The following is a 22,073-nucleotide window of genomic DNA, read 5'->3' as shown; positions in this document are numbered from 1 at the left end:
TCTGCTTCCGAAGGATGGATTTTTACACCACCATGAGCTTTTTCGAAGATATCGCTTCCGCGTTGGACGCTGAGGGCATCGAGTCCCGCGTCAACGAAGACGTCATGTTCGTTCCAATCACCTCTGATTTGGAAATCCAGTTTGTCGAAATCGATCCTCTTTTGCCGGCCGCTAACGTGTACATCGCTGCCGCGGATGTGGATGAAGACGATGAAGAATTTGAGGCCGTCTTGGTCTCTGTTGCCTTTTCTGTCGAAGACGCTGTAGAAGCCGTCTCCCGCCACATCGCCACCGACCAGGTCGTCACCGTCTTGCGGGATCTCTTGGAAGGCACCGATGAGCGCATCGCGGAATTGGAGTTTGATCAGGATGAATTTAACCCGCACCTTGTGGTGGCGGACGTTGGCAATGATTCTGAACTGCGCGTATTGGTAGAAACAATCGACGGTGTGCCCTCTGCCATCGTGCGTTTTCTCGCTTTTGATTTCGACGAAGAAGACATTGAAGAGCTCGAAGACGAGGCCGTCACGGAGCTATGGCGAGTGGATGAAGAAGGCGACGACCTCGATGAAGACGAGCGCCTCGCCCTCTTTGGCAACACCGGCTCCGATGACATTCCCATCGTGGAAGTCCCCGCTGAGGCCCTAGAACTGGGCACCTACACCGATTTTGACCGCCTCTTTGACGTGCTCGGTTTGGTCTCGGAACAGGCCCTGGATTGGGAGGCTCAGCTCGTCAACTTTGATGAGGATGACTTCGAGGAACCAGACGTCTACGACATCTTTTCCGAAGATGCCGACGATGATGACGACGAGGACCTTGAATTCTTCGACACTTTCACCGAAGACGATGATACTGACGCTGACGACGAGAGCGACAACAACTAAGCCCTAAGCCGCTTGCTGGAATCCAGCGAAAAGGGATTCCGGCGAGTGCACGGGTTGGAAGGCGCTGTCTACCAGCCACACGTACGTGGCATTTGGCCCGCGGGAGATCTCATGGACTGCGCCAGCTTCTTCAGCGGGAATAAGCGTGCGTATCCACCCTTCTGACGTGGCGGGATCGACGACCTGCCCAAAATTACCGGTGATGCGAATCGTGATGAGGTAGGCAGGGATGCGGCTTTCGCCGAACCCGCGAATCCGCGCCTTTACACGCGCTCCCACGCGGTGGCGGGTAATGCTCATGCTGTAGTCCCCGCCGTTAGGTGTAGGTGGCAGTTGCTGTATGGGCGGGCGCCACGTTGGGGTGGGGCGAGCCAAGGACCGCGGGTGGTGGATGATGGCGGAAATGGAGCTGACGGTTTCATGATGGTAGTAGGCCAAGGCGGCGGCGATTTCCGCCGCCTTGGCGCTGGGCTCATTGGGTACTGTGTGCGAAAAGCTGCTATTTACATTGTGCATGGCACACACCTTAAACGGTAAGGCGGACACAGGTCCGAATAAGTCAAACACATATTCGAACGTATGGGTTAAATAGCTTTCAGGCCTTCAAAGGCATAAGGTTGCACGTGCTATGAAAAGTGCTAATGCGGAACCGGCTTCCTATGAAAAGCCCACGGTGCCGCGGGAAATCTGGGTCATGGTAACGGCGGCGTTTATTATCGCCTTAGGTTATGGCCTGATCGCCCCGCTTTTACCGCAGTTCGTGGTCAGCTTCGATGTATCGATGGCCGCCGCCGGCCTCGTGGTATCCATCTTCGCTGCCTCCCGGCTCATTTTCGCCCCGGTGTCTGGTTCGCTAGTGGATCGCGTGGGCTCACGCCGTGTTTACCTGGTGGGCCTGATGGCTGTTGCCGTGACTACAGGCTTGGTTGCTATTGCCCAGGAGTATTGGCACATTGTGGTGCTGCGCGCCCTGGCAGGACTTGGTTCGACCATGTTTACTGTCTCCGCGATGGGTCTTATCGTGCGCTTGTCCCCACCGGCAATTCGCGGTAAGTGTTCTGCTACCTATGCCACGGCTTTCCTGCTGGGCAATGTTGTCGGCCCAGTCCTCGGTGCCGGCCTTTCCTTCCTGGGGTTTCGCTGGCCATTTTTCATCTAAGGCATCGGCGTGATGCTTGCCGCTTTCGTTGTGTGGTGGCAGATGCCGCGGGTCAACCATTCCCACGCCACTACCTCGGATCTGCCGCCCATGCGCCTGCAGGAGGCTTGGGGTGATACTGCTTTCCGCGCGGTGCTGACATCTAACTTCGCCCACGGTTGGATCAATATGGGCGTACGCGTGTCCGTCCTGCCGCTTTTCGCCGCCGCCATTTTCCATAACGGCGCTGCGGCCTCGGGCCTGGCGCTCGCGACGTTTGCAGCAGGCAATGCGGTTGTTCTCCAATTCTCCGGACAGTGGTCCGATTTCCACGGCCGCAAGCCTCTTATCCTTATTGGCTTGGTAGGCTCCGCCATCTTCATGGTGCTGATGGGCCTGGCTACCAGCGTGTGGTTCCTCTTGCTTGTATCCGCGCTTGCCGGCGCAGCGTCTGGCCTTATTAATCCCTCCCAAACCGCCGCGGTGGCAGACGTCGTGGGTAACGAGCGCTCTGGCGGTAAGGTATTGTCCGCGTTCCAGATGGCAGGAGACTTCGGCCAGATCGTGGGCCCCATGCTCATCGGGCTGCTTGCCGATGTCTATGGCTTTCCCACCGCCTTCACCGTCTGCGGCGCCATTGCCTTTTTCGGCATCATCGCCTGGCTCTTCGGCCGTGAGCCCCGTGAGGAGGGCACGGTGGAAGTAGAGCGCATGCCGAAAAATAGCTAATGAAATTACTCCGCGCCGCCTCGAGGATGGTACGCGCCGGCGTATCCTTTCCCAGGAGGTGGAGAGCTTACGGATAATTGGCGCGTACCTTGAAGACTACGAACAGCAGGGCTAGAAGAGCCCGGCGACCTGGGACACGCACAGGTAAACAAAGGCCGCCGAAATGATGCCCATCAGGGTATTGATGAACCAGCCATTGCGCCATTCCTTTGGGGTGTGCTTGGTATTAAGCAGCACCAAGAGTGTGAGTCCCAAGAAGGGCATGAAGAATGCACCCAAGATGCCGTACCCAATGATTAACCCGGTGGGCTTGCCCAGCAGCAGGAGCAACATTGGCGGGAAGGTCAACCAGATGAGGTAAGCGCGGTAGTACTTACCGCCCGTGCTGGTGCTGGGGTGGCCTTGTGGAAGGTCCTTCAGGTGGCCAACGTAGTCAGCGAACATGAGGGATACACCGTTCCACACACCCAAGCCGGAAGAGAAAGCGGCAGAAAAGAATCCGACGATGAACCACTTGGAAATAAAGGCTCCATAGCGTGCTTCTAACACGTCGGCCATATCCACCAGGCCTCGATCATTATTGGATACCGCGACATTGGCACTGTATAAAAGCTCGGCACCAAGGATGAGCGTAGCCACTACGAAAATACCGGTGACGGCGTAGGCCACCGAGTTATCCATGCACATAACTTTCATCCACTTGGGCGTGAACCATTTCTTCTCGCGCAGCCAGTAGCCGTAGGCTGCTAGGGTAATGGTGCCGCCGACACCGCCGGCGATGGAGAGAACGTAAAGGAAAGACCCATCCGGGATGGTGGGCACTAGGCCGCGCAGAATCTCTGGCAGATTAGGCGCGGTAATTGCGGCGATGCCCACCACAGTGACGAACATGATGCCAACCAAGATGGCGGAAAGCTTTTCAAACAGTTGATATTGACCCAGCCACGTAAGTGCAAAGCACAACACGCCGGTCAGGATGGCCCACATGGTCAAGCTAGTACCGGGGAAGAGTGCGCTTAACGCCAAGCCGGTGCCGGACATTGCCGCGGCGCCATAGACTAATCCCCAGATGACGATGTAGGGCGCGAAGTACCAAGAGGTCCAGCGTCCTAGTTCCCGCCAGCCGTGGAACATGGTGTTTCCAGTGGCCAAGCTATAGCGGCCGACGCCCTCCACCAGCACGATTTTCATAATCGTACCGACGATGACAGCCCACAATAGTGCATAGCCGTAGCGCTGGCCGGCAATCATGGTTGCCACCAAGTCAGCGGCACCGACACCGGTGGCTGCGGCGACCAAACCCGGGCCAACGAGGGTCCATTTCACCTTGGCTTGTGGCTCAGAGTTGTGTGTCTGTTGGCCTTCGGCGGATGGTGCGCCGGTGTGCTTATCGGATTGGCTCATGACACTTCCTTAAGTTGCTGTGGTGTGAATCACTTAAGGGAAATGTATCACTCTTGACGGGTAAAATGCAGTCCAATTATTCAACTATGCGTGCTAAGCGACGGTCCGACCAGCAGTGTGCAACGCCTTTGGCATGGTGTGCTGATTAAATGAAATATGCAGAGATCGAACGCGAGCGGGCCCTGAAATTGTGACAACACATTAAGTGCTATACAAGATAATTTCTAAATATCAATTATCGGTCCAAGAGGTAAAATGAAATATTGTCATTAATGATGGTCAGGACAAGTGTTGTTGCTATACTGGATTTTTTTCAAACCTCGATGTGTAAGATTTCAGAAGTGTCTCAGCAAAAATTAGTGTCTTTAGCCCAGCCGTTGACCGCTATTGAGTTTTTTGCAGGAATTGGCTTAGCACGAGCTGGATTGTCCAAAGCTGGAATCAGTACGGTTTGGGCAAATGACTATGACGTGAAAAAGCAGTCTATGTACACTGGACAGTGGGGAAATGACCATTTTCACTTGGGAGATGTGTTTGCGATCAATGCCAGTGCAGTGCCCGAAGTTGATATCGCATGGTCTTCGTCTCCGTGTACAGACCTGTCACTCGCAGGGAAACGTACTGGAATTGCAGGTAAGGAGTCTTCCGCTTTTTTCGGGTTTATCCAAACCTTGCGCGATATGAAGGATCGACAACCTAAGGTGGTTGTATTAGAAAATGTCAATGGTTTGGCATCGTCGCATAGTGGAGACGACCTGCGCGCGGCAATTAGAGAATTCAATAGTCTCGGATATGCAGTAGATGCGGTAACTATTGATGCTCGACGATTTATACCACAATCACGCCCGCGGTTGTTCCTAATAGCGTCAAGTGATCCCATCGATGGCGGCACGCATGACACCTTACTGCGTCCCGATTGGTTGGCATGGGTCCACAAGGAAAAAGGGCTGCGCACATTTAGTTTTCCTTTTCCGAAAGTCCCAGATTTGCTCGCTAATGGTTTCACTGCCTCCGTGGAAAAATTAAGTTCAGAGGATTCTCGATGGTGGGAACAGGCTCGAACAGACGCGTTTTTGCAATCTATGTCATCAACGCAGAGGGACCGCGCTCAAACCTTTATCCTATCGGATACAGTCACTGCAAGAACCGCATATCGGCGAACACGTAAAGGTATCCCTATGTGGGAAATGCGAGCCGAGGATATTGCGGGATGTTTGCGTACAGCTCGTGGAGGCTCTTCCAAACAAGCTGTAGCTGTTATGGGACAGGGAAAATTTCAAGTCCGCTGGATGACTGGACTTGAATATGCCCGATTGATGGGAGCGGGCTGGTATAAGCTCGGTGGTTTATCTGAGTCCCAAATCCAATATGGTTTCGGCGACGCAGTCGCTGTTCCTGTGGTCTCATGGTTGGCTCGTGAGTGTCTTGTACCATTAGCTCTAAAAGCTAGGGAGGACGAGCGCTATGGACCAACAAAATGAAAACAGGAATTCAAGTGAAAGTTCGACTGAGAGAGCTCTCGAAGAACTTTTGGGTCAAGCTAAGGCATGGTATGAGCACCATAGAAAGATTGACAAATCCCCGCGTACCAACACTATGAACGCAGGACTAGTAGTTTCGCGAATGGTTGTAGAAGGGTTGCCGATTACCGAGGAACGGCTCGTTTCTCCTAATAAGAGTCAGGTGAAAGGACTCTCTGGAGCTAGGGTAAAAAAGATTCTCCATGATCATAATGAAGATCGACGCTTTACTTCAGAGGGTGGAAGAACATCTCGGGCAACGTTGCCCAAGGCGCGGGACCTAGCTGAGCGATGGAACAGAGTTGATGTTGGCAATGCGGACATGCGACAACTTTCGCACGAGTTAGAAAAATTTTTCGTTAAGAAAGTCCGTGAAGATTATTTTAATAAGCAGCGGATCTCTGTGACGTTGGACCCCTTAAAACCTGTTGCGGTTACAGTTCGAGAAATTATTAGCGCTGCTAGTGCTAGACCAGATAGACCAGCAGGCTCAGTGCTTCAGCACCTCGTCGGTGCAAAGCTTCAGTTACGATTTCCTGATTTTGCAATTGGTACTGATCATTCAAATGCTGCCGATGAACAAACCGGAAGGCAAGGGGACTTCCAAGTAAAAACTACCGCTTTTCATGTAACAATGGCACCGAGTGAAAAGGTAATTGAACGGTGTAAAGAAAACCTTCGTGAAGGGTACCGTCCAGTGTTGATTGTTCCTTTAAGGCGGGTTGCTGGCGCTAGAGACAATGCCGAAATGGCTGGAATAGGTGAGTTGGTTTCAGTAATAGACGCCGAAACATATATTGGCACAAATATTGAGGAGATTTCTCATTATGACACTGAAAATATTCGCGTAGTTTTAACAGAATTAATTCGTTCCTACAATCAGCGGATTCGAAGTTCGGAGACTGATGTCTCGCTACAGATTGAAGAACCCGAATGGATGGCTGGAGTTAAGTTTGAAGGCTAAACCGATGGGGCTAAAAGTGTAGCAGAGTGAAGGTTGATTGACGCTATTCTTGGCTTTGTCGAGTCGAAAAGCTGTGAAATGACGTGAAAGTTTAACGATGATAAGATGGATAACAATTTTAAAAAACGACAATAAATATTTTAGCATAAAAAATTAACATTAAGTCCTTTGGATTGTAAGATTATCGCTTTTAAATCTGTTTACCTGTGACGTAATTTTAATATTACTGGTCCAATTTAGAGGGTTGATAATTTACGTTAATTAATTAAATCGAGTATCTTTAATGAAAGTCAAAATGTATTTTTTACTAATACTGGTAAACGGGTGGCAAGGATGGAAACTATAGAGATTTTGACAGTCTGGAAAGCCGAACCTTGCAATTTGGGTGTGGATCGAGTTTGCCCTGGGAGTGATGTTTAGGTTCGAACCTTTCGTTCGTCTGTAAGTTTACGGTGGAGCGCCTGGTTAGGTGAAGTTGAGCTCCTCGCGAATTTCGCGGGCTAACGCCTGCTCGGGTGATTCTCCCGGTTCGATTTTTCCGCCCGGAAATTCCCAATGGCCTTCCAGGGGTTTTCCGGGTTTCTTGCGGCAGGCGAGGAATCGGTCGCCATCGTGGAAGACAGCACCGACGACGCGGATGGGGTTAGACATAGTTCTATTGTGCCTTGAGCTAGGGAACACTAGACAACAATATGTTATTTGGGTAACATAATCGCAATGTTCGCGTTAGGCTGTCGCGCGGGCTTGATAATCATGAAAGCTTGAGGGGCGGTCTGTCGTGACTTCTACTGAATCAGTTAATTCCTCCCTCCAGAGCCATGACGGGGAAGTCCCGCGGCCTGGGGGTCGGTGGAAACTTTTTGTTTATAGCGCTATCGGCGCGTTCGTGTTCTTCTTTCCTGTGACCTACAAGGGAAAGAACTCCATTCCTTTGGACCACATAGTCACCATCGTGCGCGATAGCATTCCGGCGGTGGTGCCGTGGCTCATTTTTGCGCTATCCGTGTATGGAACGGTGCGCAGTTTTAGCACTGGGGCGTTCAAGCAGAGCGCGCTGCAGGCGGTTTTTGCAGTCCTCAACATCGCCGGTGCGGTCATTTCCTTCCTCATGGTCATTGACGCACTGCCGTGGTTTTTAGGCGATGAAGACTTGGTTCCTTTCTTATGGAACTCCATTGCCACGCCGGTGGGTCTGATCGTACCCATTGGGGGTACCTTCCTGGCATTTCTTATTGGCTTTGGGCTCTTAGAGTTTGTTGGGGTACTGATGCAACCGATTATGCGCCCGCTGTGGAAGACGCCGGGGCGTTCCGCGATCGATGCGGTGGCCTCCTTCGTCGGTTCGTACTCGCTGGGCATTTTGGTCACGGACCGCGTATATCAAAAGGGCGGTTATACCGGCAGGGAAGCTGCCGTTATCGCGACCGGGTTCTCCACGGTATCGGCGGCGTTTATGGTTATCGTGGCCAAGCAGCTGGATTTGATGAATATCTGGGGTACGTACTTCGCCGTCACGCTGGTGGTGACATTTTTGGTTACGGCCATTACCGTGCGCATTCCGCCACTGCGGATGATTCCGGATGAATACTGCGAGGATGCAGAACCAGACCCGGAAAAGCCGGTGGAAGGATCGCGGTTTAAGAATGCGTGGCGGGAGGCGATGCTGGCCTTGCAGCGCGCGCCGTCGTTGCCGCAGGCCGTTTGGGATAACCTCCGCGATGGCGTGCGCATGGCCGCGGCCATCGTGCCGTCCATCATGTCGGTGGGGCTTATTGGTTTGCTGCTGGCGCGGTTTACCCCGGTCTTTGAATGGATTGGCTACCTGTTTTATCCCTTTGCCCGGATAGTGCAGCTGCCGGAGCCGGAACTTGGGGGCAAGGCCGCAGCCATGGGTATTGCGGAAATGTTTCTGCCCGCCACCGCAGTGGCAGGCAGCGACAGCATGGTACTGAAATTTGTTATCGGGGTCGTGGCAGTTTCCGCCATCATCTTCTTCTCGGCCTTGGTGCCTTGTATTCTGGCTACCAAGATTCCGGTGAAGCTGTCCCACCTGGTCATCATCTGGTTTGAGCGGGTCGCTCTTACTATCGTAATTGCGACTCCGATTGCGCACCTCCTGTTTTGAGTATTACTGCCCGCTTATCGCAGTGAGGTGAGCAGTAACGATGTCATCGATAAGCCGCGCCGCTGCCTTGGCGGTGCGGTTATCTATGTCGAAGGTGGGGTTGAGTTCGACGACATCGACAAGCGCCAGCTTGCCCGTCGCGGCAATGGCTACCACCAGGGCGCGGATGCGCTCGTAGGAAACGCCGAGGCTGGCCGGGGCGGATACACCCGGGGCGGTGGAGGCGGGAAGCACGTCTAAGTCGATGGATAGGTGGATGTTCTCCGCAGCGGTGGTGGCCTGGGTGGCGAGCACGCCGCATTCGGCGGGGGTCAGGTTAACTAGCTCCTCATCTAGGGTGTAGTTGACGCCGAGCTTGTCGGCATCATTGAATAACACCGCCGTGTTATTGGGCCGCGAGATACCAAAGACACAGTAGTCAAAGTCGTCGGTGAGCTGGGAAATCTGGGTAAAGGGTGTACCTGAGGTGGCGTGTTTCGCGTGGCGGAGATCGAAGTGGGCGTCCACGTTGATGATCGGGGTAGCACCGCGGGCGCGGAACAGGCCGCGGTGGGAGCCGAAAGCGGTTTCATGTCCGCCGCCCAAGATGATGGGCAGGGTATCGCCACGGACAAGTTCTTCGACTTTTCTGGACAGTGCCTCGTGCGCGCCGTCGAGATCGTCGGCTTGGGTAGTAATCGTTCCGGCATCGGCAAGCGCGTGGCCATGGTGGACCGCGAGGGATCCGAGGGCGGCGCGCAAGGCAGCGGGGCCGGCTGCGGCACCTTGGCGGCCGCCATTGCGCAGTACACCCTCATCGGAGGCAAAGCCCAGCAGGGTCACGGGTGCGGATTCGGCCTGGTTGATAACGCTATGCCAGCGCGCGTGCTCGGCGCCGGGACCATCTGAGCGGCCGGACCACTCGGGAGCGGGAGTAAAAAGTGGGGCTGATTCGGTATTCATACTGCCGATAGTAGGAGCGTGCGCTGAATTTGTCCGTCAATGACGGAATATAATTGACCGCTGTGAGTACTCACCGGGTCCCCGCCGCGCGCCATGCGCTAGACATCCTCAAGCTGCTATCAACTATAGATGTCCCAATTTCCGCTGCCCGCATCCGAGGCGAGCTCGGTCTACCGCGCTCGACCACGTACCACCTGCTCGCGGAGATGGTCGATGCCGGCTTCGTTGCCCACCTACCTGAGCACAAAACCTACGGCCTTGGGCTGGCGGCGTACTCGATGGCCTCTGCTTATGTAACCCAGCAGCCGTTGGTGCGCATGGCCACCCGGGACCTGGAACACTGTGCACGGCTGGTTGGCGGATCTGGGCACATTTCGCGCATGGCGGGCTCGGAGATTTTATACCTGCAGGAAGTCCGCGCGCCGGGTGCGACCTCTTTGGTGACGGAGGTGGGGGTGCGCCTGCAGGCGCATAAGACGGCATCGGGCAGGGTAATGCTTGCGCATCTGCCGGAAACAGAGGTCAAGGCTGCATTCGATACCGCGGGCGGGGAAAATTTTGGCGTCCTTAAAAAGCAGCTGGACCGGGCCTTTGCGCGCGGATGGGAAAAAGAGGTGGAAGAAATCTCGCGGGGACAGGCCTCGGTGGCGGTGCCCATCGTGGACCACCTGGAGCGACCCGCGGCGGCACTCGCGGTAACCTATCCCATCTCCACACCGAGTGGCAGCGTGGAGGAGCTCATCGCGGCGCTGCGCCGGGCCGCGGAGAAATGCGCGGGGACAATGTATCGCCAGCGCGAAAAGTGAGGTAGCATGCGGGCTAGCGCGTTAGGCTGTGACGTGAGCTATATTTTGCTGCACCCAAAGACAACAGGAGTTATCATGCCTAATGCATACCCATCCAGTGTTACCGTCGGCGTCGGAGCGCTGACCATTGAAGAAGTCGTGGCAGTGGCCCGTTACGGCGCCACGGTAGGAATCTCCGCCGAGGCCCTCGATGAGGTTGCCTCTACGCGCGACCGGGTTGAAGAATTGGCCCAGGACCCCACGCCTGTCTACGGAATCTCTACTGGTTTCGGCGCGCTTGCCCGGCGCCACATTCCAGCAGAGATGCGCGCGCAGCTGCAATTATCTCTGGTGCGCTCCCACGCGGCTGGTACCGGCCCTGAGGTGGAAGAAGAAGTTATCCGCGCGCTTATGTTGCTGCGTTTGTCCACTCTGTGCACCGGACGCACCGGCGTGCGCCCCGTGGTGGTAGAGACTTACGCCAAGGCACTTAATGCCGGCATCGTGCCGGTGGTGCGCGAATACGGTTCGCTGGGATGCTCCGGCGACTTGGCGCCGCTGGCCCATTGCGCCCTGGCGCTCTTAGGGGAGGGTGAGGTCCGCGTGGGCGGCGAGTTGCAGGATGCAGGTTCGGCCCTTGCTGCAGCCGGCATCGAACCGCTGCAGCTGCGCGAGAAGGAAGGCCTGGCGCTGATTAACGGCACCGATGGCATGCTCGGCCAGCTTTGCCTCGCCATTACTGACTTGCGCGCGGCCGCCAAGACCGCCGATATTGCCACCGCCATGACGGTAGAAGGCCTACTCGGCACCCTCGTGGTCTTTGCCGATGACCTGCAGCAGCTGCGCCCGCACCCGGGCCAGGCCGACTCCGCAGCCAATATCCGCCAGGTTGCGAACGGTTCCGAGATCCTTGCCGCGGCGCTGGAGGAGTTCAAGAAGAATCAGGTCCAAGACGCCTACTCGGTGCGTTGCGCGCCGCAGGTAGCGGGCGGTTTTCGCGATACGTTGGCTCACACGGCGCAGGTAGCTGAGCGTGAACTCGCTGCCGCCGTAGATAACCCAGTCGTGGCCAAGGACGGCCGCGTGGTTTCTAACGGCAATTTTCACGGGGCGCCGGTGGCCTATGCCCTCGATTTCCTCGCCATCGTCGCTGCGGACCTGGCGTCCATTTCTGAGCGCCGTACCGACCGCTTCCTCGATCCGGCCCGCAACCGTGGATTGAATGCCTTTCTTGCCGGTGACCCCGGTGTCGACTCCGGCCACATGATCGCGCAGTACGCCCAGGCCGGTATCGTCAGCGAATTAAAGCGCCTGGCTACCCCGTCCTCGGCCGATTCCATTCCTTCTTCTGCCATGCAGGAAGACCACGTGTCTATGGGTTGGTCCGCCGCCCGCAAGTTACGCAAGGCCGTCGATGGTCTACAGCGCGTCTTGGCCGTAGAGATCCTCACCGCGGCGCGTGCCATCGACATGCGCGAGGAAACGCCTGCTAATGGCACCGGTGCGGTCATCAACGCCCTGCGCGCGACTGTTCCGGGCCCAGGGACCGACCGCTACCTTTCACCGGAAATCGAGGAGACCGTGCGCCTTGTCAAGTCTGGTGCGCTGATCGATGCCGTTGAGGCCGCTACGAGCGAGCTGCGCTAACTGCCTGCGCCATCGCCACCTGGCCGGCGTGGGTGGGGTGCATGGGGAAGGACTCGGTACCCTGCCCAGTAAAGTCTACCCACGGCTCATCCGAGCAGGCGGAGTGCTGCGGGGCATCCTCAGGCAGCACGTAGACGGCGCCGTTGCGTTCGGCGGCTTCGCGCACCGCTTTGTTGATGCGCTGGATGGTATCTGCCAACCACTCCCGGTCGTCGGCCGGGATTTTTTCTATAAAAGGGCAGGTCTCGCCGGGGTTGATGAGGGGGATATAGCCGGTGGCAATGACCTCTGCCTTAGGTGAGCGGTGGGTGATCTCCTCGTAGACTTTGTCCAGCCTTTGCGGCAGATCATGGAGCTCCAGTTCTATCTGCGGGCCCGATTCCTCCTGGCATATGTCGTCCGTTGCACAGCGAGTCAAGCGCACAAAGCTTACGTCGTTGCCGCCGATGCTCAAGGAGACAAGGGACGTATCCGCGGCCAGCGCGTCCACCTGGGCGGGATGTTCGCCTGCGGAGGATAAAACATCCAGTGTGCTCGCGCCCTGGCAGGCCACGTTGCGGAAAGAAATCGTATTTATCTGATGCGCGGCGAGTTCTGGGTAGGAATCTTGCGCCCTGGCGCAGGAATCGGGCGGATCGAGGGGGAGCGTCGTCGAGCCCATTGCCGCGTAGGAATCGCCGAGGGCCACATAGTTTTCTGGGTCTTCTGTGGCTTCTTGCGGCTGCAAGGAGCAGCCTGCAAGCAGGCAGGCGGCGGCGAGGGCGGGCAATACGTGGCGCATGGATGTCATAGTAGCCGCTGAGTCTGAAATGCCAGACAGTTGGTGAATGCACAAGTCTTGAATACGTTGTGTATCACACTAGATTGTTATGTGTGATGCTCGCCAAACCCCCGGGAGACAGCCCCGGGAAACCGGCCTTGGGGTAGGGTACGGCGTCAATAAGCACGAGCGAAAGGAAGCCATGTCTGAACCACGCGAAGTCCGCGCACCCCGCGGCACCGAACTCAACGCAAAATCCTGGCAAACCGAAGCGCCACTGCGCATGCTGATGAATAACCTCGACCCAGAGGTAGCGGAGCGCCCCGATGACCTCGTGGTCTACGGGGGCACTGGCCGCGCAGCCCGCAGCTGGGAAGCCTTCGATGCCATTGTGGAATCACTAAAAGACCTGGAAGGCGACGAAACCCTCCTCGTCCAATCCGGCAAGCCGGTGGGCATCTGGAAGACCAATGAATGGGCACCGCGTGTACTCATCGCCAACTCTAACCTGGTGGGCGACTGGGCCAACTGGGAACATTTCCGCAAGCTTGAGGACGAAGGCCTGATGATGTACGGCCAAATGACGGCCGGCTCCTGGATCTACATCGCCACCCAGGGCATCCTGCAGGGCACCTACGAGACCTTCGCGGCCGTGGCTAAGAAGCGCTTCGAAGGCAGCCTGGCCGGCACCCTGACCCTGACCGGTGGATGTGGCGGCATGGGCGGCGCTCAACCGCTCGCCGTTACGCTCAACGGTGGAGCGGTAATTATCGTGGACGTGGAAGAATCCCGCCTGCGCCGCCGTCAGCACAAGCGCTACCTCGATGAAGTAGTCACCGACTTAGACGAGGCCCTGCGCTTGGCCCTCGCTGCCAAGGAAGACAAGAAGGCGCTTTCCGTCGGCCTGGTAGGAAACGCCGCTGAGGTCTTCCCAGAGGTATTGCGCCGCCAGCGTGCCGGGGAATTCAAGGTAGACATCGTCACCGACCAGACCTCCGCGCACGATCCACTGTCCTACCTGCCCGCCGAAATTACCGTGGATGACTGGCAGTCCGAGGCAAAGGCCGATCCCACGACCTTTACTAAAAAGGCACGGGAATCCATGGCCGCGCAGGTCCAAGCGATGGTGGAATTCCAGGACGAAGGTGCCGAGGTTTTTGACTACGGTAATTCCATCCGTGACGAGGCTCGTCACGCCGGCTACCAGCGCGCATTCGAGTTCCCAGGCTTCGTTCCCGCTTATATCCGCCCGCTATTCTGCGAGGGAATGGGACCATTCCGCTGGGCAGCGCTGTCTGGCGACCCGGAAGATATCAAGGTTACCGATCAAGCCCTCAAGGAGCTATTCCCGGAGAACGAGCACCTGCACAACTGGCTGGACGCCGCCGAGGAATACGTTGAATTCGAGGGCCTGCCCGCTCGTATCTGCTGGCTCGGCTACAACGAGCGGCACAAGGCCGGCCTGCTCTTCAATGACCTGGTACGCGAAGGCAAGCTCAAGGCCCCCATCGTCATCGGCCGTGACCACCTCGATTCCGGCTCAGTCGCTTCGCCGTACCGCGAGACCGAAGCCATGCTCGATGGCACCGACGCCGTCGCTGACTGGCCGCTGCTCAACGCCATGACTGCCGTATCCTCCGGTGCCACCTGGGTCTCCCTTCACCACGGCGGCGGTGTTGGCATGGGCCGGTCTATTCACGCGGGCCAGGTCTCGGTTGCTGATGGCACTGATCTTGCCGCCGCCAAGCTGCGTGCCGTGCTCACTAATGATCCAGGAATGGGTGTTATCCGCCACGTCGATGCTGGATATACACGCGCAAAAGAAGTTGCCACAGAGCGCGGCGTTCGCGTACCTATGGAATTTAAGGCCAGGGATTAAATGAGCACACTTTTTACCGGAATTTCTGAACTGCGCACGGTGAGTGGGCACGGCACGCTTAACGATGCCGCCCTTATCGCCGACCACGGCACCATCGCCTGGATTGGTCCCGCCAGTCAGGCACCTGCTGCCGATGATCAGGTGGACTTAGGCGGGCGCGCGGTGCTGCCCGGCTGGGTCGATTCGCACACCCACATGGTCTTCGACGGCGACCGCTCCGCCGAGTTTGAAGCTCGCATGTCTGGCGGTTCCTACGAGGCCGGCGGCATTGCGGTGACCATGGATGCCACGCGGCAGGCGGGGGCAGACCGTTTGGATAAGCTCGTCGCCGAGCGCGTGGCCGCCGGCCGCCGCGGTGGCACCACTACCTTCGAGACCAAGACCGGCTACGGCCTTGACACGGACTCCGAGGTAGAAGCCGCGCGCGTGGCAGCCCAGCACGTTGATGATGTCACCTTCTTAGGCGCCCACCTCGTGCCGCCAGGAGCGGATGCGGAAGACTACCTCGATGAGGTCGTCGGCCCGATGCTGGACGGCGTTGCCGAATACGTCCAGTGGATCGACGTCTTTTGTGAGCGCGGCGCATTCAACGAAGAGCAGTCGCGCCGGGTTCTTGAAGCCGGTAAGAAGTTGGGCCTTGGCCTACGAGTGCATGGTAATCAGCTGGGTGAGGGACCGGGCGTGAGCCTTGCGGTAGAGCTCGGCGCCGCTTCGGTGGACCACGTGAACTACCTGAGCGATAGCGATATCGAAAAGCTCGCGTCGTCCGAAACCGTGGCCACTATGCTCCCAGCGTGTGATCTTTCCACCCGCGAGCCCCTGGCACCTGGTCGTGCGCTTCTTGATGCCGGCGTCACCCTCGCCATTGCCTCCAACCTCAACCCCGGGACGTCCTATACCTCGTCGATGAACTACTGCGTGACCACGGCTGTCCTGCAGCAGCATCTATCTGTCGATGAGGCCATCTACGCCGCTACCACCGGCGGTGCCACGGCGTTGCGCCGCCATAACGTGGGCAATGGTCTCGACCCACAGGGTCGTCCCGCGAAGGGCACCCTGGTGGAAGGCGCCGCCGCTGACTTGCACGTACTCGACGCTCCCAGCGCGGTGCACCTGGCCTACCGGCCGGGCATGCCGCTGAGCTACCGCACATTCGTGGCGGGGGTATAGCCAGGAATGGAGTTTGCCGCCGGTATCGCGTAGGGTTGGACGGGCAATGAGCATTACCGATAACGCCACCGGCGGCGTAAACGAGCCGGAAGATGTTAAAAAGTCGGAATCTCAGGACAACTCGCAAGGTGTCAATAAGGAGACCAGGGCTGCGAATACTTCTGAGGGTACCGGCGCTGAGTCTCAGGACTCGGCCAACGACGACTCCCAGGGGTTCGAGCACCTCGACCTGCCAGATAAAATTCTGCAAGCCGTTGCGAAGGTAGGCTTTACGAAGCCGTCCCCCATCCAAAAAGAAACCATCCCTATCCTGATGGCAGGCCGCGATGTCGTGGGCCTGGCGCAGACCGGTACCGGAAAAACCGCTGCCTTTGCGCTGCCGGTTTTGTCCCAGCTTGACCCGCAGGCACGCCACCCGCAGGCACTTGTTCTTGCGCCTACCCGCGAGCTGGCTCTGCAGGTTGCAGATGCCTTCCAGTCCTTCGCGGAAACCCTGAAAGGCATCGAAGTTCTTCCTATCTACGGTGGCCAGGCTTATGGCATCCAGCTGTCTGGTCTGCGCCGTGGTGCCCAGGTCATCGTGGGTACCCCCGGCCGCGTCATCGACCATCTGGAAAAGGGCTCGCTCGATCTGTCCCAACTGCAGTTCCTCGTCCTCGATGAAGCCGATGAGATGCTGAACATGGGCTTCCAGGAAGACGTCGAGCGCATCCTGGAAAGCACCCCGGACCGCAAGCAGGTGGCGCTTTTCTCAGCCACCATGCCCAACGCGATCCGCCGCCTGTCCAAGCAATACCTGCACAACCCGGCGGAAGTAACCGTTAAGTCCGAGCGCCGCACCAACGACAACATTAAGCAGCGCTTTCTCTTGATTCCGCACCGCGCAAAGATGGATGCTTTCACTCGCATCCTCGAGGTCACCACCTACGACGCCATTATCGTCTTCTGTCGCACCAAGCATGAGACCGAAGAGGTGGCCGAGGCACTGCGCGATCGCGGTTATAGTGCTGGTGCCATTAATGGTGACATCGCCCAGGCGCAGCGCGAGCGTACCGTTGACCAACTAAAGGATGGTCGCCTCGACATCCTCGTGGCTACTGACGTGGCCGCGCGTGGCCTTGATGTCGAGCGCATCACCCATGTGGTGAACTTCGATATTCCGAACGATACCGAGTCTTACGTGCACCGCATCGGCCGTACTGGCCGTGCGGGGCGCTCCGGCGAGGCAATTTTGTTCGTCACGCCGCGCGAGCGCCGCATGCTGCGCTCCATCGAGCGTGTGACCAACGCACGCCTCGAAGAGATGGACCTGCCGTCTGTCGATGAGGTCAATGAGAAGCGCAAGGAAAAGTTTGCGCAGGCCATTACTCAAGCCATGGACAACAAGCAGGCTGATTTATTCCGCAATTTGGTGCGCAAGTATTCGGAAGACAACAATGTTGCGATGGATGACATCGCCGCTGCATTGGCCGTCATGCACCAGGGTGGCAAGAAATTCCTGTTGGAAGACAAGCCTCTGCCCAAGCCGAAGAAGGAACGCCGCGATCGCGATGACCGCAAGCGTGACCGCGACTTCCGGGGTGGCGGCAAGAGCCGCGGCGGCTCCCGGCGCTCGGATGGTGACTTTGAGACGTACCGGTTGGACGTCGGCAAACGCCAGAATGTCCGCCCCGGTGCCATTGTCGGTGCAATCGCCAACGAAGGTGGCTTGTCTGCTAAGGACTTTGGTCGCATCACCATTGCGGTGGGTCACACCCTTGTGGATCTGCCGAAGAACATGGACCCGGCGGTGTTGGAGCGTCTGAAGGACACCAGGATTTCTGGTCAACTTATTAAGATCCAGAAGGATACTGGTCGCCCGCCTCGCCGTGATGGTGGCGGTCGCCGCAAACACGGTGGTAGGTTCCACGACTAATTAAACCCCAAAGGGCCTCTCTTTAGAGGCCCTTTTTTCATACCCTCTGAACTGCGCTTTTACTATAAATGGGGGTAGCGTGTCGAAGTGGTTTTGTATGATGTATGACGAAAATATGTTCTAGTAGATCGGTCGAAAGAAAGCTCATGAATTCGTCATATTATGCCAATACCAATCCGGAAAATTTCACCTCCCGTACTGCTACGGAGCTTAGGAAGGCGGAATATCAGTTCTGGGAGAAGCTCCATCCTGCCCCGGATGTGGATATCGAAATTATTAGCCAATCTCTCGCAGATTTAACCGGGGTGCGCCAATCCCGCATTAGAAATATTATCTTTGCCTTCGAACGACTAAAGGAGCTGCCGCGGCTGCGGGCCCGGCAAGAACAGCACTTCCATTTAGATCTAGACCGACTCATCACGATCGACCAGACTCTAGCGAAACTCGGCGCCATTGATACGGAGAAGAAATTAACTATCGACGATGCACTGGTCAACTATTTGACCCCCACCCGTCCCAATCAGAAACTGCCCTCGCACCGAAACCTCCGCCGCAAGTTGCGTGAGCTCATCGTGCGCCTCGATCCCTCCATCGCCGCGCGTGATCCCCACCGAAAGCAATCCTATAGCGTGGAACCTACCGGCGGGGAGTGGGCTGCGGTTTGTCTAGACGTTGGGCTAGAAACCGCGGAGATAATTGATCGCAAGATCCGGGATATCGCCGCAGATAAGGACCTCACCATGGCCGAGGCCGCAGTGGAGCTGCTGACCGGAAAAGCACAGCCGAAAGCCAAGGTGGTGTTAAATATGTATCGTTGCGACCTGCCAGATGCACCCGCGTTTGTACAGAATCTGGGATGGGTATCGCCGCAGACCGCGGATGACTTGCAGGCACGGGCAACCACAATACGGGATATGGACCAGGCCGGTCAGGAGGAGAGCCCCAGCTATGTGACCCCGCCGGATATTAGGGCGTTTGTGGAGGGACTGGATGGAACGTGTCGGTGGCCGGGCTGTACGCGACCTGCGGTGGCTTCCCAGATGGACCACCGGCATGATTTCGCAGACGGCGGGCCGACGTCGGCGGCGAACCTTACGTGCCTATGCCAGCATCATCACAACATAAAGACCGATGGAAGGGCCTTTTATATCAAGGACCCGATAACCGGGGACATCGTCTGGCTTTTTGAGGACTCTACGTGGGTCTATGACTCCGCGAGCGGACCACTAGCGCCCAAGCACCGCAGGTGGGCGCAGACAGTAGCGCAAGCAACGCAGAAGCGCAGGGAGAATGCGCATGCAGATGCGCAACAGTTAAAAGAAAAACTTCGGGAGGATTCTAAGGATGAAAAAGGGGACAGCGATGACACTGTCCCGGAGAAGTAAATAGCTTCCTAGATGTACATCAGGATAAGGCAGATGACCCACAGGAGGTTGAAGATGCCGCCGAAAGCGGACAGAGACTTCTTAATGGAGCCCAGGTTGGCGGTATCGCCGGACTCCAAGGCTGCCTGCGCCGTGCGCTGCTTAGGAAGGATAAGGAAGAAGAGAAGGCACCACGCAATGATGGCCACGAGGATGGCGATGTGGAAGTTAACCTGGCTCTTGAAGGTCTCAATATCAGAGAGGAATACAGCAAGACCAAGGATTGGCACGAGAGCGGAAATGTAGCCGTAAGTATTGGTGATGTTGTGCAAGTTACGGGCGGCGCCTAGAGCCGTGCTATCGCCCTGTGCTGCGCGCTGCAGTTGGGTCTGGTAGATAGAGGTAGAAATGCATACCGGGCCGAGTAGGATAATGGCTGCGGCCACGTGCAGGAAGATGAACAAAGTAGTCATGGAGGATGCCCTTCAGTTAAGAAAAGTTGCCTTGTTCACCCTAATAAATTTCCCTTTTAGAAATCGAACCGACATTGTCTTCTCATGGCCCGAACGTCCGCGCGGGACAATGATAGCTTATACTTTTGCGCGATCTCTGCTAAGCGCCGCGAGTAATCACAGCGGTTGGCTGGCGGCAACCACTCGGAGGGGAGGGAATCGGACTTTTCCTGGTTGAGTTTCCGGCTTGTGGCCACCAGATTAAGCGGATCATTGGCAAAGCGAATCTTAGTGTTTCGGTCCCAATCCGCGGCACCCATGTCAAAGGCGGCAGAAAGGGGGAAAATGTGGTCGACTTCGATGGGAGAGGTGGCTGAAATCATCTCGCCCGCATAGGGGTCATAGATCATGCCGGACTGCGGACGGCAGTCAGAAAGGGCTTCACTGGCCTGATTCTTTATGATGGCCTCACGCGTGGTGCACGCGCCATTGGGCTGCCAGCCGCCGAATTCGTCGCGGTTGTAGCCCTGCATTTTTGTGCGATCTGACACCGTGGAGACTTCGAAACGCGGAAAAGGCCACGCGTACCATGCGATAACGAGAATGGTTATGCATGAAAGCGCGGCCAAGTAATAGGATTTCATGTCCTATTGGACTCCACGGGGCGCGGGAAGGTTCCTACTTGTTATCGGAAACCTTTTCTGCTGCTTCCTCGAAGTCCAAGGACTCGTCCTTCTCAACGAGCTTGGCAAGTTTCTCGGCTTCCTCGAACTCGTCGAGAACCTCCTGTTTCGGACCTTTGGTAGCCACGGTGACTAGAACGGTAACGATGAGTGCGGAGAAGAAGCCGGGAACCATCTCGTAAAGGGAATCGCTTAGCGGGGACATGCCCCAGCCGATGGCGACGACTGCACCGGTAACCATGCCGGCGATCGCACCGGCTGCGTTGAGGCGCTTCCAGTACAAGGCCAGGATGACGAGCGGACCGAAAGCAGAACCGAAGCCAGCCCATGCGAAGCCGACCAGGCCGAGAATGGAGTCAGACGGGTTGATAGCCAGGATTGCGGCGATAATCGCGATGGCCACAACGGCGGTACGGGATAGGTTAATCAGGATGCTCTCGGCAGGCTTGCGCTTTGCGATGATGAGGTAGAGGTCCTCGATCAGGGAGGAGGAAACCACGAGCATCTGGGAGGACATGGTGGACATGATCGCGGCCAAGACCGCGGTCAAGACGAAACCAGCAGGCAAGGGGTGCATCATGGCCTGAGCCATGTCTAGGAAAATAGTCTCGAAGTTCTTTTGGTCAGTGATGGTTTCGCCGAACTGGGTGAAGTACACAGTACCGGTAAGCGCAACGAAGACAGCACCAATAACGGAAAGACTCATCCAGGTGATGCCGTAGAAACGGCCCTGCTTGGCGTCAGAAGGCTTACGCATCGCCATGAAGCGCACAATGATGTGGGGCTGGCCGAAGTAGCCAAGGCCCCAAGCGGCGTTGCCGACAATAACACCAGCGGAAACACCAGCGAAGAGAGATAAGTAGTTATCGTTTGCAGGCAGGACGCCGTCGGTGGCGTAATCGTTGTTGGTGGCGAAGGAGAAGATCGCGCCGGCATCGTCAAGCGCGAAAAGTGCCATGATTGGCACGATCAGCAGGGCGACGAACATCAGCATGCCCTGCATAGCGTCGGTATAGGACACTGCCAAGAAGCCACCGATGAAAGTGTAGAAAATGGTTACTGAGGCGATGACCAACATGCCGGTGATGTAGTCACCACCGAAAGTGGACTCGAAGTAACGACCACCAGAGACCATGCCGGAAGAAACATAGAAGGTGAAGAAGAAGATAATGATAACTGCGGAGATAATACGCAGCATGCGCGACTTATCGCGTAGACGGTTCTCGAAGAAAGACGGGACCGTTATCGAATCGCCCGCAACCTCCGAGTAAGCCCGCAAACGGGGAGCAATCCATTTCCAGTTTGCCCATGCGCCGATAATAAGACCGATAGGCATCCACAGTTCGGAAAAGCCAGAAAGGAAGAGTGCGCCAGGCAGACCCATAAGCAGCCAGCCGGACATATCGGATGCGCCGGCGGAGAGAGCCGCTACGAACGGGTGCAGGCCACGGCCGCCCAAAACATAATCGTCATATTCATCGGTTTGTTTATAGCTCCAGTAGCCAATGGCTGCCATTACGAGGAAGTACACGATCATCGCAATGACGTACCAAGTTGATTCTTGCACGTTTCACTCCTTTTAGTGATTTTTCGGTTATGTACACGCTAACGGTGACTTAAGTTTCGCCCAAGCTAAAATTCAGCTGTGTCTTAAATCTCTAGTGATGTTTTTCACCATTTAACTGGACAAAGACGTGAATATAACGAGC

The 22,073-nt window shown here is 56.6% G+C and carries 17 protein-coding genes and 2 pseudogenes; 11 read left to right on the top strand and 8 right to left on the bottom strand.

Annotation, left to right across the window (positions count from 1 at the left end; translation table 11 throughout):
• The first annotated feature begins 32 nt into the window (after nt 1-32).
• On the top strand, nt 33-887 hold the full coding sequence (locus tag D9V82_RS03730; protein ID WP_121911055.1) for a DNA primase: 855 nt from the start codon (nt 33-35) through the stop codon (nt 885-887).
• A gap of 3 nt (nt 888-890) precedes the next feature.
• Here the strand turns inward: D9V82_RS03730 and D9V82_RS03725 are convergent, their stop codons facing one another.
• Nucleotides 891-1,403, bottom strand: coding sequence for a hypothetical protein (locus tag D9V82_RS03725; protein WP_121911054.1), 513 nt, complete (start codon nt 1,401-1,403; stop codon nt 891-893).
• Between the two features lie 112 nt (nt 1,404-1,515).
• Between D9V82_RS03725 and D9V82_RS03720 the strand changes: the two are divergent.
• A pseudogene (locus D9V82_RS03720) lies at nt 1,516-2,754 on the top strand (MFS transporter).
• 111 nt (nt 2,755-2,865) lie between these two features.
• On the opposite strand, the gene D9V82_RS03715 reads toward D9V82_RS03720, so the two are convergent.
• Nucleotides 2,866-4,158: an Nramp family divalent metal transporter gene (locus D9V82_RS03715; protein WP_121911053.1), complete on the bottom strand. Its 1,293-nt coding sequence runs from the start codon at nt 4,156-4,158 to the stop codon at nt 2,866-2,868.
• Nucleotides 4,159-4,430: 272 nt separating this feature from the next.
• Here D9V82_RS03715 and D9V82_RS03710 point away from each other — a divergent pair, with 272 nt between their 5' ends.
• Nucleotides 4,431-5,639 (top strand): DNA cytosine methyltransferase, encoded by a 1,209-nt coding sequence (locus tag D9V82_RS03710; protein WP_234462014.1) that lies wholly within the window; start codon nt 4,431-4,433, stop codon nt 5,637-5,639.
• The gene (locus D9V82_RS03705; protein ID WP_121911052.1) at nt 5,623-6,642 is read left to right on the top strand and encodes a DUF4928 family protein; all 1,020 of its coding nucleotides are present in this window, start codon (nt 5,623-5,625) and stop codon (nt 6,640-6,642) included. Before D9V82_RS03710 ends, D9V82_RS03705 begins: the two co-directional genes overlap by 17 nt.
• A 474-nt stretch (nt 6,643-7,116) precedes the next feature.
• Here the strand turns inward: D9V82_RS03705 and D9V82_RS03700 are convergent.
• Nucleotides 7,117-7,293 (bottom strand): annotated as a pseudogene (locus D9V82_RS03700) (NUDIX domain-containing protein); the annotation flags it as partial.
• Nucleotides 7,294-7,420: 127 nt separating this feature from the next.
• Here D9V82_RS03700 and D9V82_RS03695 point away from each other — a divergent pair.
• Entirely contained in the window at nt 7,421-8,767 is a 1,347-nt protein-coding gene (locus tag D9V82_RS03695; protein ID WP_121911051.1) for a YjiH family protein, read from the top strand.
• Nucleotides 8,768-8,770: 3 nt separating this feature from the next.
• On the opposite strand, the gene hutG is transcribed toward D9V82_RS03695, so the two are convergent.
• Nucleotides 8,771-9,709 carry a formimidoylglutamase gene (gene hutG, locus D9V82_RS03690; RefSeq protein ID WP_121911050.1) on the bottom strand — a complete coding sequence of 313 codons (939 nt, stop codon included), beginning with the start codon at nt 9,707-9,709 and terminating at the stop codon, nt 8,771-8,773.
• A gap of 62 nt (nt 9,710-9,771) precedes the next feature.
• Here hutG and D9V82_RS03685 point away from each other — a divergent pair, with 62 nt between their 5' ends.
• The gene (locus tag D9V82_RS03685; protein ID WP_121911049.1) at nt 9,772-10,515 is read left to right on the top strand and encodes an IclR family transcriptional regulator; all 744 of its coding nucleotides are present in this window, start codon (nt 9,772-9,774) and stop codon (nt 10,513-10,515) included.
• A gap of 75 nt (nt 10,516-10,590) precedes the next feature.
• Nucleotides 10,591-12,141: a histidine ammonia-lyase gene (gene hutH / locus D9V82_RS03680; RefSeq protein WP_121911048.1), complete on the top strand. Its 1,551-nt coding sequence runs from the start codon at nt 10,591-10,593 to the stop codon at nt 12,139-12,141.
• Here the strand turns inward: hutH and D9V82_RS03675 are convergent.
• Nucleotides 12,122-12,922, bottom strand: coding sequence for an SGNH/GDSL hydrolase family protein (locus D9V82_RS03675; protein ID WP_239088587.1), 801 nt, complete (start codon nt 12,920-12,922; stop codon nt 12,122-12,124). The genes hutH and D9V82_RS03675 overlap by 20 nt on opposite strands.
• A gap of 181 nt (nt 12,923-13,103) precedes the next feature.
• Here D9V82_RS03675 and hutU point away from each other — a divergent pair, with 181 nt between their 5' ends.
• The 4 genes from hutU to D9V82_RS03655 all read left to right on the top strand — a co-directional run bounded on the left by hutU (nt 13,104) and on the right by D9V82_RS03655 (nt 19,250).
• Nucleotides 13,104-14,780: a urocanate hydratase gene (gene hutU, locus D9V82_RS03670; RefSeq protein WP_121911046.1), complete on the top strand. Its 1,677-nt coding sequence runs from the start codon at nt 13,104-13,106 to the stop codon at nt 14,778-14,780.
• Nucleotides 14,781-15,950 (top strand): imidazolonepropionase, encoded by a 1,170-nt coding sequence (hutI, locus tag D9V82_RS03665; protein WP_121911045.1) that lies wholly within the window; start codon nt 14,781-14,783, stop codon nt 15,948-15,950.
• Between the two features lie 46 nt (nt 15,951-15,996).
• A complete protein-coding gene (locus D9V82_RS03660; RefSeq protein WP_121911044.1) occupies nt 15,997-17,865 on the top strand; it encodes a DEAD/DEAH box helicase in 1,869 nt (622 codons plus the stop codon).
• Between the two features lie 146 nt (nt 17,866-18,011).
• Nucleotides 18,012-19,250 (top strand): HNH endonuclease signature motif containing protein, encoded by a 1,239-nt coding sequence (locus tag D9V82_RS03655; protein ID WP_121911043.1) that lies wholly within the window; start codon nt 18,012-18,014, stop codon nt 19,248-19,250.
• An 8-nt stretch (nt 19,251-19,258) separates the two neighbouring features.
• Here the strand turns inward: D9V82_RS03655 and D9V82_RS03650 are convergent, their stop codons facing one another.
• Genes D9V82_RS03650 through putP form a run of 3 tightly spaced genes read right to left on the bottom strand, consistent with a single transcriptional unit; the run spans nt 19,259 to nt 21,931 of the window.
• A complete protein-coding gene (locus tag D9V82_RS03650) occupies nt 19,259-19,702 on the bottom strand; it encodes a DUF2269 domain-containing protein (RefSeq protein ID WP_121911042.1) in 444 nt (147 codons plus the stop codon).
• 56 nt (nt 19,703-19,758) lie between these two features.
• Complete coding sequence (locus D9V82_RS03645) at nt 19,759-20,325, bottom strand: HNH endonuclease family protein (protein ID WP_121911041.1); 567 nt, start codon at nt 20,323-20,325, stop codon at nt 19,759-19,761.
• A 34-nt stretch (nt 20,326-20,359) separates the two neighbouring features.
• Nucleotides 20,360-21,931, bottom strand: a complete 1,572-nt coding sequence (gene putP / locus D9V82_RS03640) for a sodium/proline symporter PutP (RefSeq protein ID WP_121911040.1) — start codon at nt 21,929-21,931, stop codon at nt 20,360-20,362.
• Between the last annotated feature and the right edge of the window lie 142 nt (nt 21,932-22,073).

Origin of the sequence: Corynebacterium macginleyi, from assembly GCF_003688935.1 — a bacterium.
Lineage (GTDB): Bacteria > Actinomycetota > Actinomycetes > Mycobacteriales > Mycobacteriaceae > Corynebacterium > Corynebacterium macginleyi.
The sequence above is the reverse complement of the archived record's forward strand: the minus strand, read 5'-3'. Positions and strand labels throughout refer to the sequence as shown.

Excerpts from the sequence above, each read along its gene's own strand:
- D9V82_RS03730 (WP_121911055.1), top strand. The coding sequence starts at position 33 with ATGAGCTTTTTCGAAGATATCGCTTCCGCGTTGGACGCTGAGGGCATC.
- D9V82_RS03650 (WP_121911042.1), bottom strand. The coding sequence starts at position 19,702 with ATGACTACTTTGTTCATCTTCCTGCACGTGGCCGCAGCCATTATCCTA.
- D9V82_RS03645 (WP_121911041.1), bottom strand. The coding sequence starts at position 20,325 with ATGAAATCCTATTACTTGGCCGCGCTTTCATGCATAACCATTCTCGTT.
- D9V82_RS03675 (WP_239088587.1), bottom strand. The coding sequence starts at position 12,922 with ATGCGCCACGTATTGCCCGCCCTCGCCGCCGCCTGCCTGCTTGCAGGC.
- D9V82_RS03660 (WP_121911044.1), top strand. The coding sequence starts at position 15,997 with ATGAGCATTACCGATAACGCCACCGGCGGCGTAAACGAGCCGGAAGAT.
- D9V82_RS03655 (WP_121911043.1), top strand. The coding sequence starts at position 18,012 with ATGAATTCGTCATATTATGCCAATACCAATCCGGAAAATTTCACCTCC.
- hutI (WP_121911045.1), top strand. The coding sequence starts at position 14,781 with ATGAGCACACTTTTTACCGGAATTTCTGAACTGCGCACGGTGAGTGGG.
- hutU (WP_121911046.1), top strand. The coding sequence starts at position 13,104 with ATGTCTGAACCACGCGAAGTCCGCGCACCCCGCGGCACCGAACTCAAC.
- hutG (WP_121911050.1), bottom strand. The coding sequence starts at position 9,709 with ATGAATACCGAATCAGCCCCACTTTTTACTCCCGCTCCCGAGTGGTCC.
- D9V82_RS03710 (WP_234462014.1), top strand. The coding sequence starts at position 4,431 with ATGATGGTCAGGACAAGTGTTGTTGCTATACTGGATTTTTTTCAAACC.
- hutH (WP_121911048.1), top strand. The coding sequence starts at position 10,591 with ATGCCTAATGCATACCCATCCAGTGTTACCGTCGGCGTCGGAGCGCTG.
- D9V82_RS03705 (WP_121911052.1), top strand. The coding sequence starts at position 5,623 with ATGGACCAACAAAATGAAAACAGGAATTCAAGTGAAAGTTCGACTGAG.
- D9V82_RS03725 (WP_121911054.1), bottom strand. The coding sequence starts at position 1,403 with ATGCACAATGTAAATAGCAGCTTTTCGCACACAGTACCCAATGAGCCC.
- D9V82_RS03715 (WP_121911053.1), bottom strand. The coding sequence starts at position 4,158 with ATGAGCCAATCCGATAAGCACACCGGCGCACCATCCGCCGAAGGCCAA.